The organism is Nonomuraea sp. NPDC049421, from assembly GCF_040677005.1.
GTDB lineage: Bacteria > Actinomycetota > Actinomycetes > Streptosporangiales > Streptosporangiaceae > Nonomuraea > Nonomuraea salmonea.
This window is the reverse complement of record NZ_JBFAQA010000005.1, coordinates 362,961-379,754: the sequence shown is the minus strand read 5'-3', so window position 1 is coordinate 379,754 and position 16,794 is coordinate 362,961. Positions and strand designations below refer to the sequence as shown.

The 16,794-nt window shown below is 68.3% G+C and carries 15 protein-coding genes, 2 tRNA genes and 1 riboswitch; of the genes, 7 read left to right on the top strand and 10 right to left on the bottom strand.

Translation table 11 applies throughout. From position 1 onward, the window contains the following. Positions 1-479 precede the first annotated feature (479 nt). The 6 genes from AB0K18_RS12125 to AB0K18_RS12100 all read right to left on the bottom strand — a co-directional run bounded on the left by AB0K18_RS12125 (position 480) and on the right by AB0K18_RS12100 (position 8,634). Entirely contained in the window at positions 480-3,044 is a 2,565-nt protein-coding gene (locus AB0K18_RS12125) for a valine--tRNA ligase (protein ID WP_364913599.1), read from the bottom strand. Positions 3,045-3,126: 82 nt separating this feature from the next. Then, a complete protein-coding gene (clpX, locus tag AB0K18_RS12120) occupies positions 3,127-4,410 on the bottom strand; it encodes an ATP-dependent Clp protease ATP-binding subunit ClpX (protein WP_043640058.1) in 1,284 nt (427 codons plus the stop codon). 184 nt (positions 4,411-4,594) lie between these two features. Next, positions 4,595-5,218 carry an ATP-dependent Clp protease proteolytic subunit gene (locus tag AB0K18_RS12115; RefSeq protein WP_364381435.1) on the bottom strand — a complete coding sequence of 208 codons (624 nt, stop codon included), beginning with the start codon at positions 5,216-5,218 and terminating at the stop codon, positions 4,595-4,597. Positions 5,219-5,229: 11 nt separating this feature from the next. After that, complete coding sequence (locus AB0K18_RS12110) at positions 5,230-5,862, bottom strand: ATP-dependent Clp protease proteolytic subunit (protein ID WP_043640066.1); 633 nt, start codon at positions 5,860-5,862, stop codon at positions 5,230-5,232. A gap of 340 nt (positions 5,863-6,202) precedes the next feature. Beyond that, on the bottom strand, positions 6,203-7,588 hold the full coding sequence (gene tig / locus AB0K18_RS12105; protein WP_364913596.1) for a trigger factor: 1,386 nt from the start codon (positions 7,586-7,588) through the stop codon (positions 6,203-6,205). Positions 7,589-7,767: 179 nt separating this feature from the next. Further along, positions 7,768-8,634, bottom strand: a complete 867-nt coding sequence (locus AB0K18_RS12100; RefSeq protein WP_364913594.1) for a helix-turn-helix transcriptional regulator — start codon at positions 8,632-8,634, stop codon at positions 7,768-7,770. Positions 8,635-8,868: 234 nt separating this feature from the next. On the opposite strand from AB0K18_RS12100, the gene AB0K18_RS12095 reads away from it, so the two are divergent. Beyond that, the gene (locus AB0K18_RS12095; RefSeq protein WP_355420232.1) at positions 8,869-9,345 is read left to right on the top strand and encodes an ATP-binding protein; all 477 of its coding nucleotides are present in this window, start codon (positions 8,869-8,871) and stop codon (positions 9,343-9,345) included. A 16-nt stretch (positions 9,346-9,361) separates the two neighbouring features. Here the strand turns inward: AB0K18_RS12095 and AB0K18_RS12090 are convergent, their stop codons facing one another. From AB0K18_RS12090 to AB0K18_RS12075, 4 genes are all read right to left on the bottom strand, one after another. Beyond that, the gene (locus AB0K18_RS12090) at positions 9,362-9,862 is read right to left on the bottom strand and encodes a DinB family protein (RefSeq protein ID WP_364913591.1); all 501 of its coding nucleotides are present in this window, start codon (positions 9,860-9,862) and stop codon (positions 9,362-9,364) included. Between the two features lie 27 nt (positions 9,863-9,889). Next, entirely contained in the window at positions 9,890-10,579 is a 690-nt protein-coding gene (locus AB0K18_RS12085) for a hypothetical protein (RefSeq protein ID WP_364913588.1), read from the bottom strand. Between the two features lie 6 nt (positions 10,580-10,585). After that, a complete protein-coding gene (locus AB0K18_RS12080) occupies positions 10,586-10,987 on the bottom strand; it encodes a DoxX family protein (protein ID WP_364913585.1) in 402 nt (133 codons plus the stop codon). A 166-nt stretch (positions 10,988-11,153) separates the two neighbouring features. Beyond that, positions 11,154-11,230 (bottom strand) — tRNA-Pro (locus tag AB0K18_RS12075). An 89-nt stretch (positions 11,231-11,319) separates the two neighbouring features. On the opposite strand from AB0K18_RS12075, the gene AB0K18_RS12070 reads away from it, so the two are divergent. From AB0K18_RS12070 to AB0K18_RS12045, 6 genes are all read left to right on the top strand, one after another. After that, a tRNA-Gly gene (locus tag AB0K18_RS12070) sits at positions 11,320-11,390 on the top strand. A gap of 105 nt (positions 11,391-11,495) precedes the next feature. Continuing rightward, a complete protein-coding gene (locus tag AB0K18_RS12065; RefSeq protein WP_364913582.1) occupies positions 11,496-12,149 on the top strand; it encodes a uridine kinase in 654 nt (217 codons plus the stop codon). Positions 12,150-12,153: 4 nt separating this feature from the next. Continuing rightward, positions 12,154-13,479, top strand: a complete 1,326-nt coding sequence (locus tag AB0K18_RS12060; protein ID WP_364913579.1) for a TrpB-like pyridoxal phosphate-dependent enzyme — start codon at positions 12,154-12,156, stop codon at positions 13,477-13,479. Between the two features lie 289 nt (positions 13,480-13,768). After that, entirely contained in the window at positions 13,769-14,545 is a 777-nt protein-coding gene (locus tag AB0K18_RS12055) for a DeoR/GlpR family DNA-binding transcription regulator (RefSeq protein WP_345388001.1), read from the top strand. Beyond that, positions 14,542-15,615: a galactose-1-phosphate uridylyltransferase gene (galT, locus tag AB0K18_RS12050; protein WP_364913576.1), complete on the top strand. Its 1,074-nt coding sequence runs from the start codon at positions 14,542-14,544 to the stop codon at positions 15,613-15,615. The genes AB0K18_RS12055 and galT overlap by 4 nt, the downstream gene beginning before the upstream one ends. A 71-nt stretch (positions 15,616-15,686) precedes the next feature. Then, positions 15,687-15,825, top strand: a riboswitch (cyclic di-AMP (ydaO/yuaA leader). A 5-nt stretch (positions 15,826-15,830) separates the two neighbouring features. Continuing rightward, a complete protein-coding gene (locus AB0K18_RS12045) occupies positions 15,831-16,787 on the top strand; it encodes a hypothetical protein (protein ID WP_364913573.1) in 957 nt (318 codons plus the stop codon). Positions 16,788-16,794 lie beyond the last annotated feature (7 nt).

Genomic DNA, 16,794 nt, shown 5'->3' with positions numbered 1-16,794 from the left:
TGAGCCAGGATCAAACTCTCCAAACAATGCTTGAAAAGAAGTCCTGGCCAACACCCACCAACCGATGGATGTCAACCAAAGGAATCCGTCAAAAATGACGGGGTTGTGCATCATGCACTGGCTTTTAACACACTGTTGAGTTCTCAAGAAACGGACGCGTACATCCGCACCAGAATCCTTGGGAGACCCCGGTGCGCGAGGCGCACATTTCGTTTCCTTTAGATTACCAGATCTGGACGAACCTTGTCAAACCGCCCGATCCGGGATCTTCCGGACTTCGCCCCTCTCGAGGCAACCCTGCTAACTTACTCCAACTTTGGGCTCTTGTCCAACCGCGTGGCGGACGCAACCCGAAGGTCGAGGTTCGTTCACTGGGATGTCAGGACCGATCGGCCCTGCGGTTGAAAACTCTAGCAGCCTCTGAGGCGTGGAAGGTCCACTCTCCGGTAACGAATGGACCTTCCCTGCGTGCGTACCGTCTAAACACCTAGGGCGGCGAGCTGCGCCTCGAGGCGGTCGATGTCCGCGGACGCCTGCTCGGCACGGCTCCTGACCTTGGCCACCACGTTTTCGGGCGCCTTGGCCATGAACTGCTCGTTGCCCAGCTTTGCCGCCACCTGAGCGGCCTCCTTGCGGGCGGCCGCGAGGTCCTTCTCCAGCCGCTTGCGCTCGGCCGCGACGTCGATGGCGCCGGCGGTGTCGAGCTCAACGCTCACGCCGCTCACCGTCAGGCGCGCGGTGGTGCTGAACGACTCGCCGGGCTCGGTGAGGCGCAGCAGCGAGCGTACGGCGCTCTCCTGGCCCGCCAGAGACGTGCCGGCCAGCCCCAGCCGCGCGGCCACCTTCTGACCCGGCTTGAGCCCCTGATCGGAGCGGAACCGGCGGACCTCCGTCACCAGCTCCTGCAGCGCCTCGATCTCGGCCTCGGCGTCGGGGTCGGTGAAGCGCGGGTCGGCCGTGGGCCACGGGGCCACCACGATCGACTCGCCACCGGTGACGGCCCGCCACAACTCCTCGGTCACGAACGGCACCAGCGGATGCAGCAACCGCAGCAGCGCGTCGAGCACGTGGCCGAGCACCAGCCGGGTGTGCTCCAGGCCCTCGCCGAGCTGGATCTTGGCCAGCTCGAGGTACCAGTCGCACACCTCGTCCCAGGCGAAGTGATAGAGCAGGTCGGACGCCTTGGCGAACTCGAACTCCTCGAACGCCGCGTCGGCCTGCGTGATCACCGTCTGCAGCCGCGACAGGATCCACCGGTCGGCCGCCGTCAGCTCGGCGCCCTCCAGCGACCCCACGGCCGCGCCGTTCATCAGGGCGAAGCGGGTGGCGTTCCAGATCTTGTTGCAGAAGTTGCGCGAGCCGGCCGCCCACTCCTCACTCACCGCGACGTCGGCGCCGGGGTTGGCGCCGCGCAGCAGTGTGAAGCGAGTGGCGTCGGCGCCGAAGCGATCGACCCAGTCGAGCGGGTCCACCACGTTGCCGAACGACTTCGACATCTTCTTGCCGTATTGGTCGCGGACCATGCCGTGCAGCGCGACGACACGGAACGGCGGCTCGCCGTCCATGGCGTACAGGCCGAACATCATCATCCTGGCGACCCAGAAGAACAGGATGTCGTAGCCCGTCACCAGCACCGAGGTCGGGTAGAAGCGCTCGAGCTCGGGCGTGTGGTCGGGCCAGCCCATCGTGGAGAACGGCCACAGGCCGGAGGAGAACCAGGTGTCGAGGACGTCGGAGTCCTGGACGTAACCGGCGGGCGGCTCCTCGTCGGGGCCGACGCAGACGACCTCGCCGCCGGGGCCGTACCAGACCGGGATGCGGTGGCCCCACCACAGCTGGCGGGAGATGCACCAGTCGTGCATGTCGTCGACCCAGTCGAAGTAGCGCTTGGCCATCTCCGGCGGGTGGATGCGGGTGCGCCCGTCACGCACGGCGTCGCCCGCGGCCTTGGCCAGCGGCGCGACGTTGACGAACCACTGCAGCGACAGCCTCGGCTCGACCACCGTCTTGCAGCGCGAGCAGTGGCCGACGGAGTGGAGGTAGGGGCGCTTCTCTGTGACGACGCGGCCCTCGGCGCGCAGCGCGGCCACCACGGCCGGACGCGCCTCGAAGCGGTCGAGCCCCTGGAAGGGCCCGTGCGCCGTGATCACGCCGCGCTCGTCCATGACGGTGATCGACGGCAGGTCGTGCCGGCGGCCGATCTCGAAGTCGTTGGGATCGTGGGCGGGGGTCACCTTGACGGCGCCGGTGCCGAACGAGGGATCGACGTGCTCGTCGGCGACCACCGGGATCATGCGCCCGGTCAGCGGCACCTCGACCATGGTGCCGACCAGGTGGGCGTAACGCTCGTCGGACGGATGAACGGCCACGGCGGTGTCGCCGAGCATGGTCTCGGCGCGGGTGGTGGCCACCACGATCTCGTCGGAGTAGCGGATGGAGACGAGCTCGCCTTCGTCCTCGCTGTGCTCGACCTCGATGTCGGACAGCGCGGTCAGGCAGCGCGGGCACCAGTTGATGATGCGCTCTGCGCGGTAGATGAGCCCCTCGTCGAAGAGCTTCTTGAAGATCGTCTGCACGGCCCGCGACAGCCCCGTGTCCATCGTGAACCGCTCGCGCGACCAGTCGACGCCGTCGCCGAGCTTGCGCATCTGGCCGAGGATCCGGCCGCCGGACTCCTCCTTCCACTCCCAGACGCGCTCGACGAACGCCTCGCGCCCGAGGTCGTGCCGCGACTTGCCCTCTTTGGCCAGCTCGCGTTCGACGACGTTCTGGGTGGCGATGCCGGCGTGGTCCATGCCGGGCAGCCAGAGCGTCTCGCGCCCCTGCATGCGGGCGCGGCGCGTCAGCGCGTCCTGGATGGAGTGGTCGAGGGCGTGCCCGATGTGCAGCACGCCCGTCACGTTGGGCGGCGGGAGGACGATGCTGTACGGCTCGCGCGAGCTGCCCGGGTCGGCGCGGAAGTAGCCTTCGGATACCCAGCGCTCGTAGCTGCGGGTCTCGACGTCGGCCGGTGTGTATTGAGTAGGCAGCTCTGGCGTTGTCACAGTGACCAATTCTAGGGAGACGGGAAAGCGGAACGCCCCATGGCCGGTGACCACGGGGCGTTGCCGATCTGACTGGTGGCGCTCAGGCCGACTTCTCGCGTGGTGTGCGCTGCTGCTTGGCGGCGAGCTGGTCGCGCGGGACGAGCGTCGGGATCGCGTGCTCGATCACCGACTCGCGGGTGATGACCACGCGGGCGACGTCCTGCCTGGAGGGCACCTCGTACATGACGGACTGGAGCACCTCCTCCAGGATGGCGCGCAGGCCGCGGGCGCCGGTGCCGCGCAGGATCGCCTGGTCGGCGATCGCCTCGAGGGCGCCGTCGGTGAACTCGAGCTCGACGCCGTCGAGCTCGAGAAGCTTGCGGTATTGCTTGACGAGCGCGTTGCGGGGCTCGGTGAGGATCTGGATGAGCGCCTCACGGTCGAGGTTGTGCACCGAGGTGATGACCGGGAGCCGGCCGACGAACTCGGGGATCATGCCGAACTTGAGCAGGTCTTCCGGCATCACGTCGCCGAAGATGTCGGCCGTGTCGACCTCTTCCTTCGAGCGGATGATGGCGTTGAAGCCGATGCCCTTCTTGCCGATGCGCGACTCGATGATCTTTTCCAGACCGGCGAACGCCCCACCGCAGATGAACAGCACGTTGGTGGTGTCGATCTGGATGAACTCCTGGTGCGGGTGCTTGCGGCCGCCCTGCGGAGGCACCGAGGCGGTGGTGCCCTCCAGTATCTTCAGCAGCGCCTGCTGCACGCCCTCACCGGACACGTCGCGCGTGATCGACGGGTTTTCGCTCTTACGGGCGATCTTGTCGACCTCGTCGATGTAGATGATGCCGGTCTCGGCCTTCTTGACGTCGTAGTCGGCGGCCTGGATGAGCTTGAGCAGGATGTTCTCGACATCCTCGCCGACGTAGCCGGCCTCCGTGAGCGCGGTGGCGTCGGCGATGGCGAAGGGCACGTTGAGCATCTTCGCCAGGGTCTGCGCCAGCAGCGTCTTGCCCGAACCCGTGGGCCCGAGCAGCAGGATGTTGCTCTTGGCCAGCTCGAGACCGTCGTCTCTGCCCCGGTCGCCCGACTGCACCCGCTTGTAGTGGTTGTACACCGCCACCGAGAGAGCCTTCTTCGCCTTGTCCTGACCGATGACGTAGGCGTCGAGGAACTCGTAGATCTCCCTCGGCTTGGGCAGGTTGTCCCACTTGAGCTCGGAGGACTCGGACAGCTCCTCCTCGATGATCTCGTTGCAGAGATCGATGCACTCATCGCAGATGTAGACGCCTGGACCGGCAATGAGCTTCTTGACTTGCTTCTGACTCTTTCCGCAGAAAGAGCACTTCAGCAGGTCTCCCCCGTCGCCGATGCGTGCCACCCCAGATACTCCTTTGCGTGGGACCGCCCTGCTCACGAGAGCAGTGTCTCCGGACATTCTCCGGACTAGGCCGAACCGCTCAGGTTTCGACGTTACCGTCTTCTGGGCCCTCAGTGAGCCCCCTAGCGGCGAGTCGCACCGGAACGTGCCCTATTGGGCAGCGCCCCGGTGCGTCACGTCTCGTCTAGGAAGCCACGGCCTGAGCTCGCTTCTTCCTGGACGGGATGATGTCGTCGATCAGACCATACGCCTTTGCCTCGTCCGCGTTGAGAATTTTGTCGCGTTCGATGTCCTTGCGGACGTCGGCGGAAGGCTTGCCCGTGTGGCGGGCCACGATGTCCTCCAGCAGCGTGCGCATGCGGAGGATCTCGCGGGCCTGGATCTCGATGTCGCTTCCCTGGCCGCCGCCCTCGGTGGACGGCTGGTGGATCAGCACCCGGGCGTTGGGCAGCGCGAACCGCTTGCCCGGGGTGCCGCCGGCCAGCAGCACGGCCGCGGCGGACGCGGCCTGGCCGAGGCAGACGGTCTGGATCTCCGGCCGGACGAACTGCATCGTGTCGTAGATCGCCGTCATGGCGGTGAAGGAGCCGCCGGGCGAGTTGATGTAGATGCTGATGTCACGGTCGGGGTCGAGCGACTCCAGCGTCAGCAGCTGGGCCATCACGTCGTTGGCCGACGCGTCGTCGATCTGCACTCCGAGGAAGATGATGCGGTCCTCGAAGAGCTTGTTGTACGGGTTCATCTCCTTCACGCCGTATGACGTGCGCTCGACGAAGGAGGGGAGAACGTAACGGCTCTGGATGTTCATGTCAGCTCCCCCTAGGAGACCGGGCCCGCGGAGGGCACCTGACGCGCGCTGCGCACCACGTGGTCGATGAAGCCGTAGTCCTTGGCCTCCTCGGCCGTGAACCAGCGGTCACGGTCGGAGTCGGACTCGATCTGCTCCAGCGGCTGCCCGGTGTGGAACGCGATGCGCTCGGCCAGCGTCTTCTTCACATAGAGCATCTGCTCGGCCTGGATGGCGATGTCGGCGGCGGTGCCACCGATGCCGCCGGACGGCTGGTGCATCATCACCCGGGCGTGCGGCAGGGCGTAGCGCTTGCCCCGTGCCCCGGCCGTGAGCAGGAACTGCCCCATCGATGCCGCCATGCCCATCACCACAGTGGAAACGTCATTGGGCACGTATTCCATCATGTCGTAAATGGCCATGCCGGCACTCACCGAGCCACCCGGCGAGTTGATGTAGAGCGTGATGTCGCGCTCGGGGTCGTCGGCCGCGAGCAGCAGCAGCTCCGCGCAGATGCGGTTGGCGATCTCGTCGTTGACCTCCTGCCCGAGCACGATGATGCGCTCGCGGAGCAGGCGCTGGTAGAGCTGGTCCTCAAGCCGGAAGGCGGAGCCGTTCTCACGGCCTCGAGACTCAGGCTGATAGAAGGTCGGCGGGCTGGTCACAGCGTCACCTTCCGATGCGTCGTAATCGATTGGCTTTGCTTGTGACCTTAACGCGCGCTGCCTACAGCTCATGCCCGGTCCCTGGTGCTGTTCGCTGACGGCGCATGTTCGGGCGTCGCGTTTGCCGTTGTTCCCGGCGGCTTTCGTGTCCTTACGCGCGGTTCCGCGGGAGCGCTGAGACGGCCCCTGAGACGGCCCTGAGGCGGTCGCACACCCGAGTCGGCCCTCGTACGTCGTTCGCGCCCGCGGCGCGTGCTGGGCTGCCTCAGCGCCGGTGGAGGGGCGGCACGCGAAAGCCCCCGGGAGATCCCGGGGGCTTTCGCGTGAAGCGGGTGAGGCGTCAGGCCTCGGGCTTGGCGTCCTCGGCGGGCTCATCCTCGCCCTCCTCGACGACCTGCTCACCGTTGATCTCGGTGTAGATCGCCTTGAGGTCGACCTCGTTGCCGTCGGTGTCGACGACCTTGGCGGCGTCGCCCAGGACCGACTTGGCCTTGTCGCGCACGATCTCGACCATGGCCAGCGTCAGCTGGTCGTTGTCGGCGAGGTGCTGGGCCAGCTCGTTGGGCTGCACGCCCATCTCCATGGCGCGGCGCACGACGAAGTTGGTCAGCTCCTGCTCGGAGACGCCCAGCTCCTCGGCCTTGACGATCTTGTCGAGCACGAAGCCGACCTTGATGGCGCGCGCGGAGTTCTTCTCGAACTCCTCGAAGCGCTCCTCCTCCGTCGTCTGGTAGAGGCGGAAGAAGGCGTCGCGGCTGAGGCCGCTCTCGGCGATCTGGTGGTCGAGGTTGTGCTTGCGGGCGTCGACCTCGGCCTTGAGCGCGCTGTCGGGCAGCGGGATGTCGATCTTCTCGAGCAGCGCGTCGAGGGACTTCTCGCGAGCCTGGACGACCTGGTCGATCAGCTTGTTGCGGCGGGCCTGCTCACGGATGCTGGCCTTGAGCTCGTCGAGCGTGTCGAACTCGCTGGCGAGCTGGGCGAACTCGTCGTCGAGCTCGGGCAGCACCTTCTCCTTGACCGACTTGACGTTGATGATCACGTCGGCTTCCTCGCCGGCGTTCTCGCCGCCGACCAGCTCGGTCTTGAAGCTCTTCTCCTCGCCCGCGGACATGCCCTCGAGCGCGGTGTCGAGGCCCTGCAGCACGGAGCCGGCGCCGACCTCGTAGGAGACCTCGTTGGCCTGCTGCTCCTCGATGTTCTGGCCGTCGATCTCGGCGCGCAGGTCCATCACGACGAAGTCGCCGGTGGCGGCGGCCCGCTCGACGCCGGTGAGCGTGGCGAACCGCTGGCGCAGCGCGTCGAGCTGGGTGTCGACGTCTTCGTCGGAGACCTCGGCGGAGTCGACCGTGACCTCGATGCCCTGGTAGTCGGGGACGTCGAAGTTGGGCCGGATGTCGACCTCTGCGGTGAACTCGATCTGCTCACCGTCGTCGATCTTCGTCACTTCGATGTCCGGCTGGCTGACCGGGAACACGTCGACCTCGTCGACGGCCTGGCCGTACAGCTTGGGCACCGCGTCGTTGAGGGTCTCCTCCAGCACTACCGCCCGGCCGAAGCGCTGCTCGATGATGCGGGCCGGAACCTTGCCAGGCCGGAACCCGGGGACGCGCACCTGCTGCGCGACCTTCTTGTACGCCGCATCCATGCTCGGGCGCAGCTCGTCGAACGGCACCTCGACAGTGAGCTTGACCCGGGTCGGGCTGAGCTCCTCGACAGCGGTCTTCACGGAATGGTCTCCTTGATCAAGCTACGAGTGATCGCGGGCGCGTCCATTCGGTACGGCTCACGCGCCGCGCCCACATGAGCGGTGTTGGGCATGCTCCGCCACGGCGGCATCCAACGCCGATGGCCAGTCTAGGGCAGATGCACACCCAACCACGACGCCACCGCTGTGAGAAACGCGGGTCAGAACTCGTCCGCGATCGTCCTCAACAGCTCGATCGTCTCATCCGGGGTGGTGCTCACGGCGCACAACCGCTCCATCACCTCGGTGTATCGGTCCACATCCTCACGTTTGTCCAGGTAGAGCGCGCTGGCCAGCTGCTCCACGTACACGACGTCGGGCAGGTCGGTGTCGGGGAAGCGCAGGATGCTGAACGCGCCTCCTTCCGCGCTGTGCCCGCCGAAGCTGAACGGCATGATCTGGATGGTGATGTTCGGCTGGCGCATGAGGTCGATGAGGTGCTCGATCTGCGCCTTCATCACCTCGATCCCGCCGATGGGCCGCCTGAGCGCGGCCTCGTCGATCACCGCCCAGAAGACGGGCCCGTCGGGCCTGTCGAGCATGCGCTGGCGCTCCAGACGCAGGTCCACCCTCCTGGCGATCTCCTCCGCCCCGATGCCCGCCGCCCCGGCGGTCACCACAGCCCTCGCGTACTCCTTGGTCTGCAACAGTCCCGGCACGAACTGGACCTCGTAGGTCCTGATCCTGGCGGCGGCCTCCTCGAGGCCGACGTACGCCTGGAACCATGTGGGCAGGACGTCGTTGAACCGGTGCCACCAGCCCGGCTCGTTGGCGGTGGAGACCAGGTCGAGTACGGCGGCACGGGCCTGCTGATCCACGACCCCGTACAAGGTCAGCAGGTCCGCCACGTCGCGTTCTTTGAACCCCACTCGGCCGAGTTCCATCCGGCTGATCTTGGATTCCGACCCGCGGATGATGTGGCCGGCCTCCTCGCGAGTGACGTTCTTCGCTTCCCTGAGCTTGCGCAGCTGGGAGCCCAGGAGGATGCGCAGCGCCGTCGGTCCGGAACCCGGCTGGTTCTGCGTCACTTTGCCTCCTATCAAGGTCCGCACACACAGTGACACCACACTGCCGCGTATGACAAGGTCTCAACCGGGTGTCCGATTACATGACTTTTGACCAGAAAACGCCGCTTGCGCCTGCACATTGCACCTGCACGTGCATTTGGGTCTTGCAGCTGCCGCGTTCGTGACCCATGATGGCTTAGTGCATATTGGGCCATACATGCACTAACCAAGGCTTAACGGGGAGGTATCGGCAGCATGGTGGAGGACCCTCTGGCCACTGCCGACTGCCTGCAGATCACCCGTGAGGTGGGCTTCGACCACCTGCTCATGGGCGGCAAGCCGTACACCACCGCCTGCCCGCTCCCCTTCCAGGCCGACTCGGTCAAGACCGCACGGGACGTGACCCGCTCGACCTTGCGCGGCTGGGGCCTGCACGAGCTGAGCGACGACGCCGCCCTGGTGGTCTCCGAGCTGGTCACGAACGCCGTCAGGTACGCGATGTACGCGGCCGGGCGGCGCGAGATCGAGCTCTTGCTGATGCGGGTGACGCCGCACGTGCTGCTGGCCGTGGCCGACCCGAGCGACGAGGTGCCGACGCCCAAGGAGCCCGACTTCATCTCCGAGAACGGGCGCGGGCTCTACATCGTCGAGACCTACAGCCAGTGCTGGGGCTGGGACCCGCTGGCGCGCGGCGGCAAGGCCGTCTGGGCGCTGTTCCGCGCCGACGCCTGAGCCGCCGCTCTCTCCGCTAGTCGCCTATCACTCCGTCGATGCGCTCGCGCAGCAGGTCGGCGTGGCCGTTGTGGCGGGCGTACTCCTCGATCATGTGCACCAGGATGTAGCGGTGCGTGCAGTCGCGCCCCTTGCGGTCGCCGACGGCGTCGAGCGATTTGGCGGCCGAGATGGCGCGGGCGTGCTCGATCTCCTCCTGCCAGGTGGCGAACGCCTCCTTCACCGAGGCGGTGTCCACCTCGTTGAAGTCGGCGTCGTTGTCGCGGTCCTTGTCCCAGAGCTTGGGCAGGTCCTCGCCGTTGAGCACGTTGCGGAACCAGACGCGCTCGACGTGGGCCATGTGCCTGACGAGGCCGAGCAGGGACAGCTCGGACGGCTCCGCCGAGCGCAGGCGCAACTGGTCGTCCGTGAGGCCGGCGCACTTGACGGCGAGGGTGCCGCGGTGCCATTCGAGCCAGTTGACGAGCAGGGTGCGCTCGTCGCCGGACAGGGGAGGGATGGTTCTGGTGTCGGTCACGCTGACCGACCTTATCCGGATTTATCACTATTTATGGTGCTGAAGGATGCGGGTGGCGGCCTCGCGTACGGTGTCGTCCCTGACGTTCTCCACGAACTCCTCCGGCGTGTCGCCGCAGACGTGGCGCAGGGCGGCGGAGGCGTCCAGGAGCGAGGCGATCAGCGGGCGCTGGGCGGTCAGGCGGCGCGGCCGGCCGTCGCCGTCCGCCAGGCAGCCGTGCCTGCCCTCGTACACGAAGGGGGGCGGCAGGCGGGTGCCGTCCTCCAGGGTGACGGGGTCGGTGAGCGGGCGGCGTACGTAATTGGGCTCGGTGAGGTCGAGTGCGGCGAGCTGCCGCTCGTCCAGCCAGAGCACGAACAGCCTTGAGCTCTCCCCCGGCGTCCGTACGGGTGCGGCCGGGACGTAACCCCACCTGCTGACGTGGGCGGAGACACCGGGGGCGATGCCCGGCACGTCGGCGAGCGCCATGGGGACGACCGGGCGTACCCCGTGGTTCGAGAACTTCCTGCGGAGCTGGCCCGGCGCGGCGTTGGACCCGACGGCGACGACGCGGTGACGAGCCTCCAGCGGCGCGCACCCGCGCGCCGCCAGCAGCTCACCGGCCGCCCGCCACTCCCCCGGCACGTACGCGTCACCGTCCAGCACCCCCGACCTCTCGGGAATCCGGCCCGGGTACGTCAGCGGCGCGGCCATCGGGTCGTCGGCGAACAGCTCCATGCACCCTCAGCGCCCGGTCACCAGCGCCCACAGGCGCGCCGTCGCGTCCCTGCGACCCCAGGCGATCACCGCGCACAGGACGAGCACGGCAAGCGGCAGCATCGGCGGCCCGCCGAACAGGAGCACCTCCGTCAGCGCCGCGCACGCCGTCAGCGCCACGAGCGCCAGCCCTGCCACCCCGGCAAGCACCGGCACCACGAGCCCTGCCGCCCCGGCCACCTCCAGCACCCCGGTCAGGTGACGGAACCAGTCACCCCACCCGATCGCCTCGAACGTGGACGCGGCCGGCTCGCTCCCGGTGAACTTCCCCAGCGCACTCATGATGAAGAACCCCGCCACCGCGACCTGCAGCACCCACAGCACGACATTGGCGACCCGTCCTGAGCCGCGTCTCTGTACGACCGTCATGCTCTCTCCCCTCGATCGGCTATCTCCGACGCTAGGAACATCGGCGCCCGGGGAGAATCGCGCCAGCTACCCGATGGGGTGCACCTGCCTACACCCTTCTGCTCAAGAACCTGTTGCGCTCCTCAAGCACAACAGGCCCCACCCGGATCGGGTGGGGCCTGTGACCTGGTCGGGGCGACAGGATTTGAACCTGCGACTTCTTGCTCCCAAAGCAAGCGCGCTGCCAAGCTGCGCCACGCCCCGTCTCGCCGAGTGCGCATGCGCTCCGGGACTCCGGTACGCTTACGCCCTGACGACCGGATGAAGTCTAGACCAGAGTTCGACCGGTTCGCGCGGACGTAGCTCAATGGTAGAGCCCTAGTCTTCCAAACTAGCTACGCGGGTTCGATTCCCGTCGTCCGCTCTCTACGGCGAAAAGGCCAGGTCAGCCCCACCAGGGGTGCCTGGCCTTCCTCATGTCCGAGCCGCGGTTCGCGCCTTGAAAGCGAGCGCTCGTAGGGTGGAGGCGATGCGTGCGCGACCGATCTCCCGTGAGGCTCTCGTCGAGGAGCTGGCCGAGCTGATCTCCGACCGTCCGCCCGCTGATCACGTGCGGGTGGCCGTCGACGGAGCGCCGGCGGCGCGGCCCGAGGGGCTGGCCGACGAGCTGGTCGCGCCGCTGCGGCTGCGCGGGCGGCCGGTGGTGCGGGTGTCGGCCGGCGACTTCCTGCGGCCGGCGTCGCTGCGGCTGGAGTACGGCAGGACCGACCCCGACGCCTTCTACGACGACTGGCTGGACGTGAAGGCCCTGCGCAGGGAGGTCCTGGACGCGAGCGAGACCGGCCGGGTGCTGCCCGCGCTGTGGGACAGCTCCATCGACCGGGCCTACCGGGCGCCGTACGAGGAGTTGCCGCCCGGCGGGGTGGTGCTGGTCGACGGGACGCTGCTGCTGGGGCGCGGGCTGGCGTTCGAGGTGAGCGTGCACCTGTGGCTGTCGCGGGGCGCGCTCGAACGCGGCACGCCGGAGGACGAGCGGTGGAAGCTGCCCGCGTACGAGCGGTACGAGCGTGAGACCGACCCGCAGCTGAGTGCGGACGTGGTGGTGCGATCGGACCATCCGGCGCGCCTCGCCGTGCTGGTGCCCGACGGTACTGGTACGCGCGGACGCGGCGGCGCACACTGAGGCGATGATCCCCAGCAACTGGTACAACATCATCCCTGACCTGCCCGCACCGCCTCCGCCGCCGCTGCATCCCGGCACGCGGCAGCCCGTGGGCCCCGACGATCTCGCGCCGCTCTTCCCGATGGAGCTGATCGGGCAGGAGGTGAGCGGCGAGCGGTTCATGCCGATCCCGCAGGAGGTGCTGGACGTCTACCGGCTGTGGCGGCCCACGCCGCTGATGCGGGCGCGCCGCCTGGAGCAGGCGCTGGGCACGCCGGCCAGGATCTACTACAAGTACGAGGGCGTCTCCCCGGCGGGCTCGCACAAGCCGAACACGGCGGTGCCGCAGGCGTACTACAACGCGCGCGAGGGGGTGCGGCTGCTCACCACGGAGACGGGCGCGGGGCAGTGGGGTTCTGCGCTGGCCTTCGCGTGCTCCCAGTTCGATCTTGAGTGCCGGATCTGGATGGTCCGGGCGTCGTACGACCAGAAGCCGTACCGGCGCTCGCTCATGCAGGTGTACGGCGCGACCGTGCACGCGAGCCCCTCCCCCGCGACCGGGGCGGGCAGCAAGGTGCTGGCCGACGACCCCGACTCGCCCGGCAGCCTGGGCATCGCGATCAGCGAGGCGGTGGAGGTGGCCGGCGCGAACCCCGACGCCCGCTACGCGCTCGGCTCGGTGCTCAACCACGTGCTCATGCACCAGACGGTGATCGGCGAGGAGGCGCTCGCGCAGCTGCCCGAGATGCCGGACCTGGTGATCGGCTGCACCGGCGGCGGCTCGAACTTCGCGGGCCTGTCGTTCCCGTTCCTGCGGGAGAAGCTGGCGGGGCGGCTGGCGACGGAGTTCAGGGCGGTCGAGCCGGCGGCCTGCCCGTCGTTCACGCGCGGCGCGTACGCCTACGACTTCGGCGACACGGCCGGGTTCACGCCGCTGCTGAAGATGCACACGCTGGGCCACTCGTTCGTGCCGGACCCGATCCACGCGGGCGGCCTGCGCTATCACGGCATGTCGCCGCTGCTGTCGCACATGTACGAGCTGGGCCTGTTCGAGGCGGTGACCCGGTCGCAGCGGGAGTGTTTCGCGGCGGGCGTACGGTTCGCGCGCACCGAGGGCATCCTGCCGGCGCCCGAGCCCACGCACGCGCTGGCGGAGACCATCGCCGAGGCGCTGAGCTGCAAGGAGAGCGGCGAGGAGAAGGTGATCCTGACGGCGCTGTGCGGTCACGGCCACTTCGACCTGGCCGCCTACGACCGCTACCTGGCCGATGAGCTGGAGGACTACGCGCTGCCGCAGGAGCGCATCGACCTGGCGCTCACAGAACTGCCTGGACAGGGGCTGCCCGGATAGGCCGCCGGGTGGCCGCGCGGGCGGCCGCGCGGGCGGCCACCCGGCAGGTCACGCGCAGGTCATCGCGCAGGTCATCGCGCGGTGGGACGCTTGCCGTGGTTGGCCTTCTTCTTCTTGCGCGCCTTGCCCTTACGTGCGCGTCTGGCCATGAGCTCGCCTCCGCTTGATCGGCACCGGTTGGGCCTTCAACGTCTCCCGGCACGCTGACCAGCGCAAGCGTTCCGCACGAACTAACATTCCCCAACAAATCCGTGTCATAATTTGGTGGAATGTGTTGGAAGGAGCGGGTGTGCTCGCACAGCAGCGTCAGCAGGCGATCCTCGAACGCGTCCGCAGCAACGGCGGCGTACGGGTGGCCGACCTCGTACGCGAGCTCGGCGTCTCCGACATGACCATCAGGCGCGACCTCGAGGTGCTGGCCGAGCGCGGCCTGCTGGAGAAGGTGCACGGCGGCGCGACCGCGCTGGGCCCCGGCTCGACCGAGGAGCCCGGCTTCACCGCCAAGTCGGCCCGCCAGCAGCAGGAGAAGGAGGCCATCGCCCGGCAGGCGGCCACGCTCGTCCGCCCCGGCACGGCCGTCGCGCTGTCGGCGGGCACCACCACGTGGGCGCTGGCCCACCACCTGATCGGCGTGCCCGAGCTGACCGTGATCACCAACTCGATCCCGGTCGCCGAGGTCTTCCACCGCAACCCGCGCGCCGACCGCACGGTCGTGCTGACCGGTGGCGTGCGCACGCCGTCCGACGCGCTGGTGGGGCCGGTCGCGGTGGCCGCGATCCGCCGCCTGCACGTCGACACGCTCTTCCTCGGCGTGCACGGAATGAGCGTGCGGGCCGGGTTCACCACGCCCAACCTGCTGGAGTCGGAGACCGACAGGGAGCTGGTGGCGGCGGCGACCCGGCTGGTCGTCCCCGCCGACCACACGAAGTGGAACACCGTGGGCATCAGCACGATCGCGGAGCTGAGCGAGGCCGACGTGGTCGTCAGCGACGCGGGCCTGCCCGAGGAAGCACGCACTGAGCTGGCCGAACGGGCCGGCGAACTGATCATCGCGGAGGGCTCGTGAAGCGCACCATCACCCATCTCGCCGACGGACGGGAGCTGATCTACTTCGACCGGCGCGACGACGCCGACAGGAGCGCGATCGACCGCCGGCCGCTCGAGCCCCGGCCGCCGGCCTCCGAGCTGCGCTACGACCCGCTGACCGAGGAGTGGATCGCGATCGCGGGGCACCGGCAGACGCGGACGTTCCTGCCCACGGGCGGCACGGCCGAGTGCCCGTTGTGCCCGTCGAGCGACGAGCGGTCGACGGAGATCCCGTCGTACGACTACGACGTGGTCGTGTTCGAGAACCGCTTCCCCTCTTTTTCCGGAAATTTCGGGACTTATGAGGATGTCGGTGGGCTGAGTGAGGTCCGGCCGGGAGTGGGGCGGTGTGAGGTGGTGTGCTTCACCTCCGACCACGACTCCTCCTTCTCCAGGCTCTCCGACGACCAGGTGGAGCTGGTCATGGAGGCGTGGGCCGACCGCACGGCCGAACTGTCCGCCATCGAGGGCGTCGAGCAGGTCTTCTGCTTCGAGAACCGGGGCGAGGAGATCGGCATCACCATCGCCCACCCGCACGGCCAGATCTACGCCTACCCGTACGTCACGCCCAGGACGAAGCTGCAGCTCGGCGCGGCGCAGCGGTACAAGGGCAACCTGTTCGCCGACGTGCTGGCCGCCGAGCGCGCCGCGGGCACGCGGGTGGTGGCCGCGAACGAGCTGTGGACGGCCTTCGTGCCCGCCGCGGCGCGCTGGCCGTTCGAGGTGCACGTGTATCCGCACCGGCAGGTGCCCGACCTGGCGGCGCTGACGGAGGCGGAGCGGGCCGCGTTCGCGCCGCTCTACACCTCGGTGCTGCGGGCGTTCGACGGGCTGTTCGGGGTCGTGATGCCGTACATCTCGGCCTGGCACCAGGCGCCGGTGCGTACGGGGAGGGAGCTGGCGTACCTGCACCTGGAGCTGTTCAGCATCAGGCGGGCGCCGAACAAGCTCAAGTACCTGGCCGGCTCGGAGTCGGCGATGGGCGCGTTCGTGAACGACGTACGCCCGGAGGAAGCGGCGCGGCTGCTCCGGTCACAGATAGATCACTAATAGATTTCTACTTAAGGTCGCATGACTCGTGATCTACCACTAATATCCCCATATGCGGCGGCCATAACCCGGCCGACCGCCCGCCTAATCCCGGGCGCGTCGCCCGGGAGCCGGGGACCCAATCCGCACCTTGGGGTGAATCCGCGACAGCGGTAGGGAGCTCCATGCCCGAACCCGTCAGCTAACCCGGCCGGCAGAGGGAGAGGAACTCTTACGTGGCGGCTTCGTCCCCCGCGAAACTTGCCATCGGTCTCGTCACCGCCGCCGCCCTCGCCATCCTCCCGGCGAACGTCGCGACGGCCGCGCCCAAACCGACCGAGTCCGAGCTCCGCGCCCAGCTCAAGCAGCTCAACAACAAGGTCGACAAGCTCATCGAGAAGTACAACCTGAAGCGGGTCGAGCTGGCCGAGGCGCAGGAGGCCGCCAAGAACGCGCAGGCCAAGCTGGCCGCCGCCGAGCAGACGCTGGCCGCGGCCGAGCAGCGGGTCGCCGAGATCGCCCGCCTGCGCTACCAGAACGTCGACCCGTCGCTGCCCGGCTTCATGCTGCCCAGCAACGGCGGCAGCGCGGCCCTGCTCGAACAGCTCACCGCCGAGCAGCAGGCCGTCGTGCAGAGCGTGGCCAAGGCCCGCGACGAGCGCAAGAAGGCCAGCGAGGAGGCCGCCGCGCTGACGGCCAAGATCAAGTCGGACGCCGCCACGGTCGCCGGCCGGCGCCGCGAGGCCGAGGACGTCATCAAGGACATCGAGAAGAAGCTGCAGGACCTGGTGCCGGTCGCCACGGGCCGCAAGTCCAACGGCACCTGGGCGCCCGAGCTGCCCGGCGGCACCGACAACATCACCCCGCGTACGCGGCTGATGAAGGCCCAGGTGGAGAAGAACTTCGCGCTGCCGTTCACGGTGGGCTGCTTCCGCGGGGGCGCCAGCGGCGAGCACCCGCTCGGCCGGGCCTGCGACTTCATGATGAGCACCGGCGGCAGCATGCCCTCGGCCGCCAACAACGCGCTCGGCGACCGCATCGCGGAGTGGGCGCTGCAGAACAAGGACAAGCTCGGCGTGAAGTACGTGATCTGGAAGCAGCGCATCAACTCCGGCAGCGGCTGGCGCACGATGTCCGACCGCGGCAGCATCACCGAGAACCACTACGATCACGTGCACATCTCGATGAACTGAGCAGGTG

Bases quoted from the DNA above. Each gene is read 5' to 3' on its own strand.
- AB0K18_RS12085 (WP_364913588.1), bottom strand. From the start codon at position 10,579: ATGGAGCTGTTCGCCGACGACCCGATGGCCGCGCCGCTGACGTACCCG.
- AB0K18_RS12065 (WP_364913582.1), top strand. From the start codon at position 11,496: ATGCGTGCGCGACCGATCTCCCGTGAGGCTCTCGTCGAGGAGCTGGCC.
- AB0K18_RS12115 (WP_364381435.1), bottom strand. From the start codon at position 5,218: ATGAACATCCAGAGCCGTTACGTTCTCCCCTCCTTCGTCGAGCGCACG.
- AB0K18_RS12060 (WP_364913579.1), top strand. From the start codon at position 12,154: ATGATCCCCAGCAACTGGTACAACATCATCCCTGACCTGCCCGCACCG.
- AB0K18_RS12095 (WP_355420232.1), top strand. From the start codon at position 8,869: ATGGTGGAGGACCCTCTGGCCACTGCCGACTGCCTGCAGATCACCCGT.
- AB0K18_RS12080 (WP_364913585.1), bottom strand. From the start codon at position 10,987: ATGACGGTCGTACAGAGACGCGGCTCAGGACGGGTCGCCAATGTCGTG.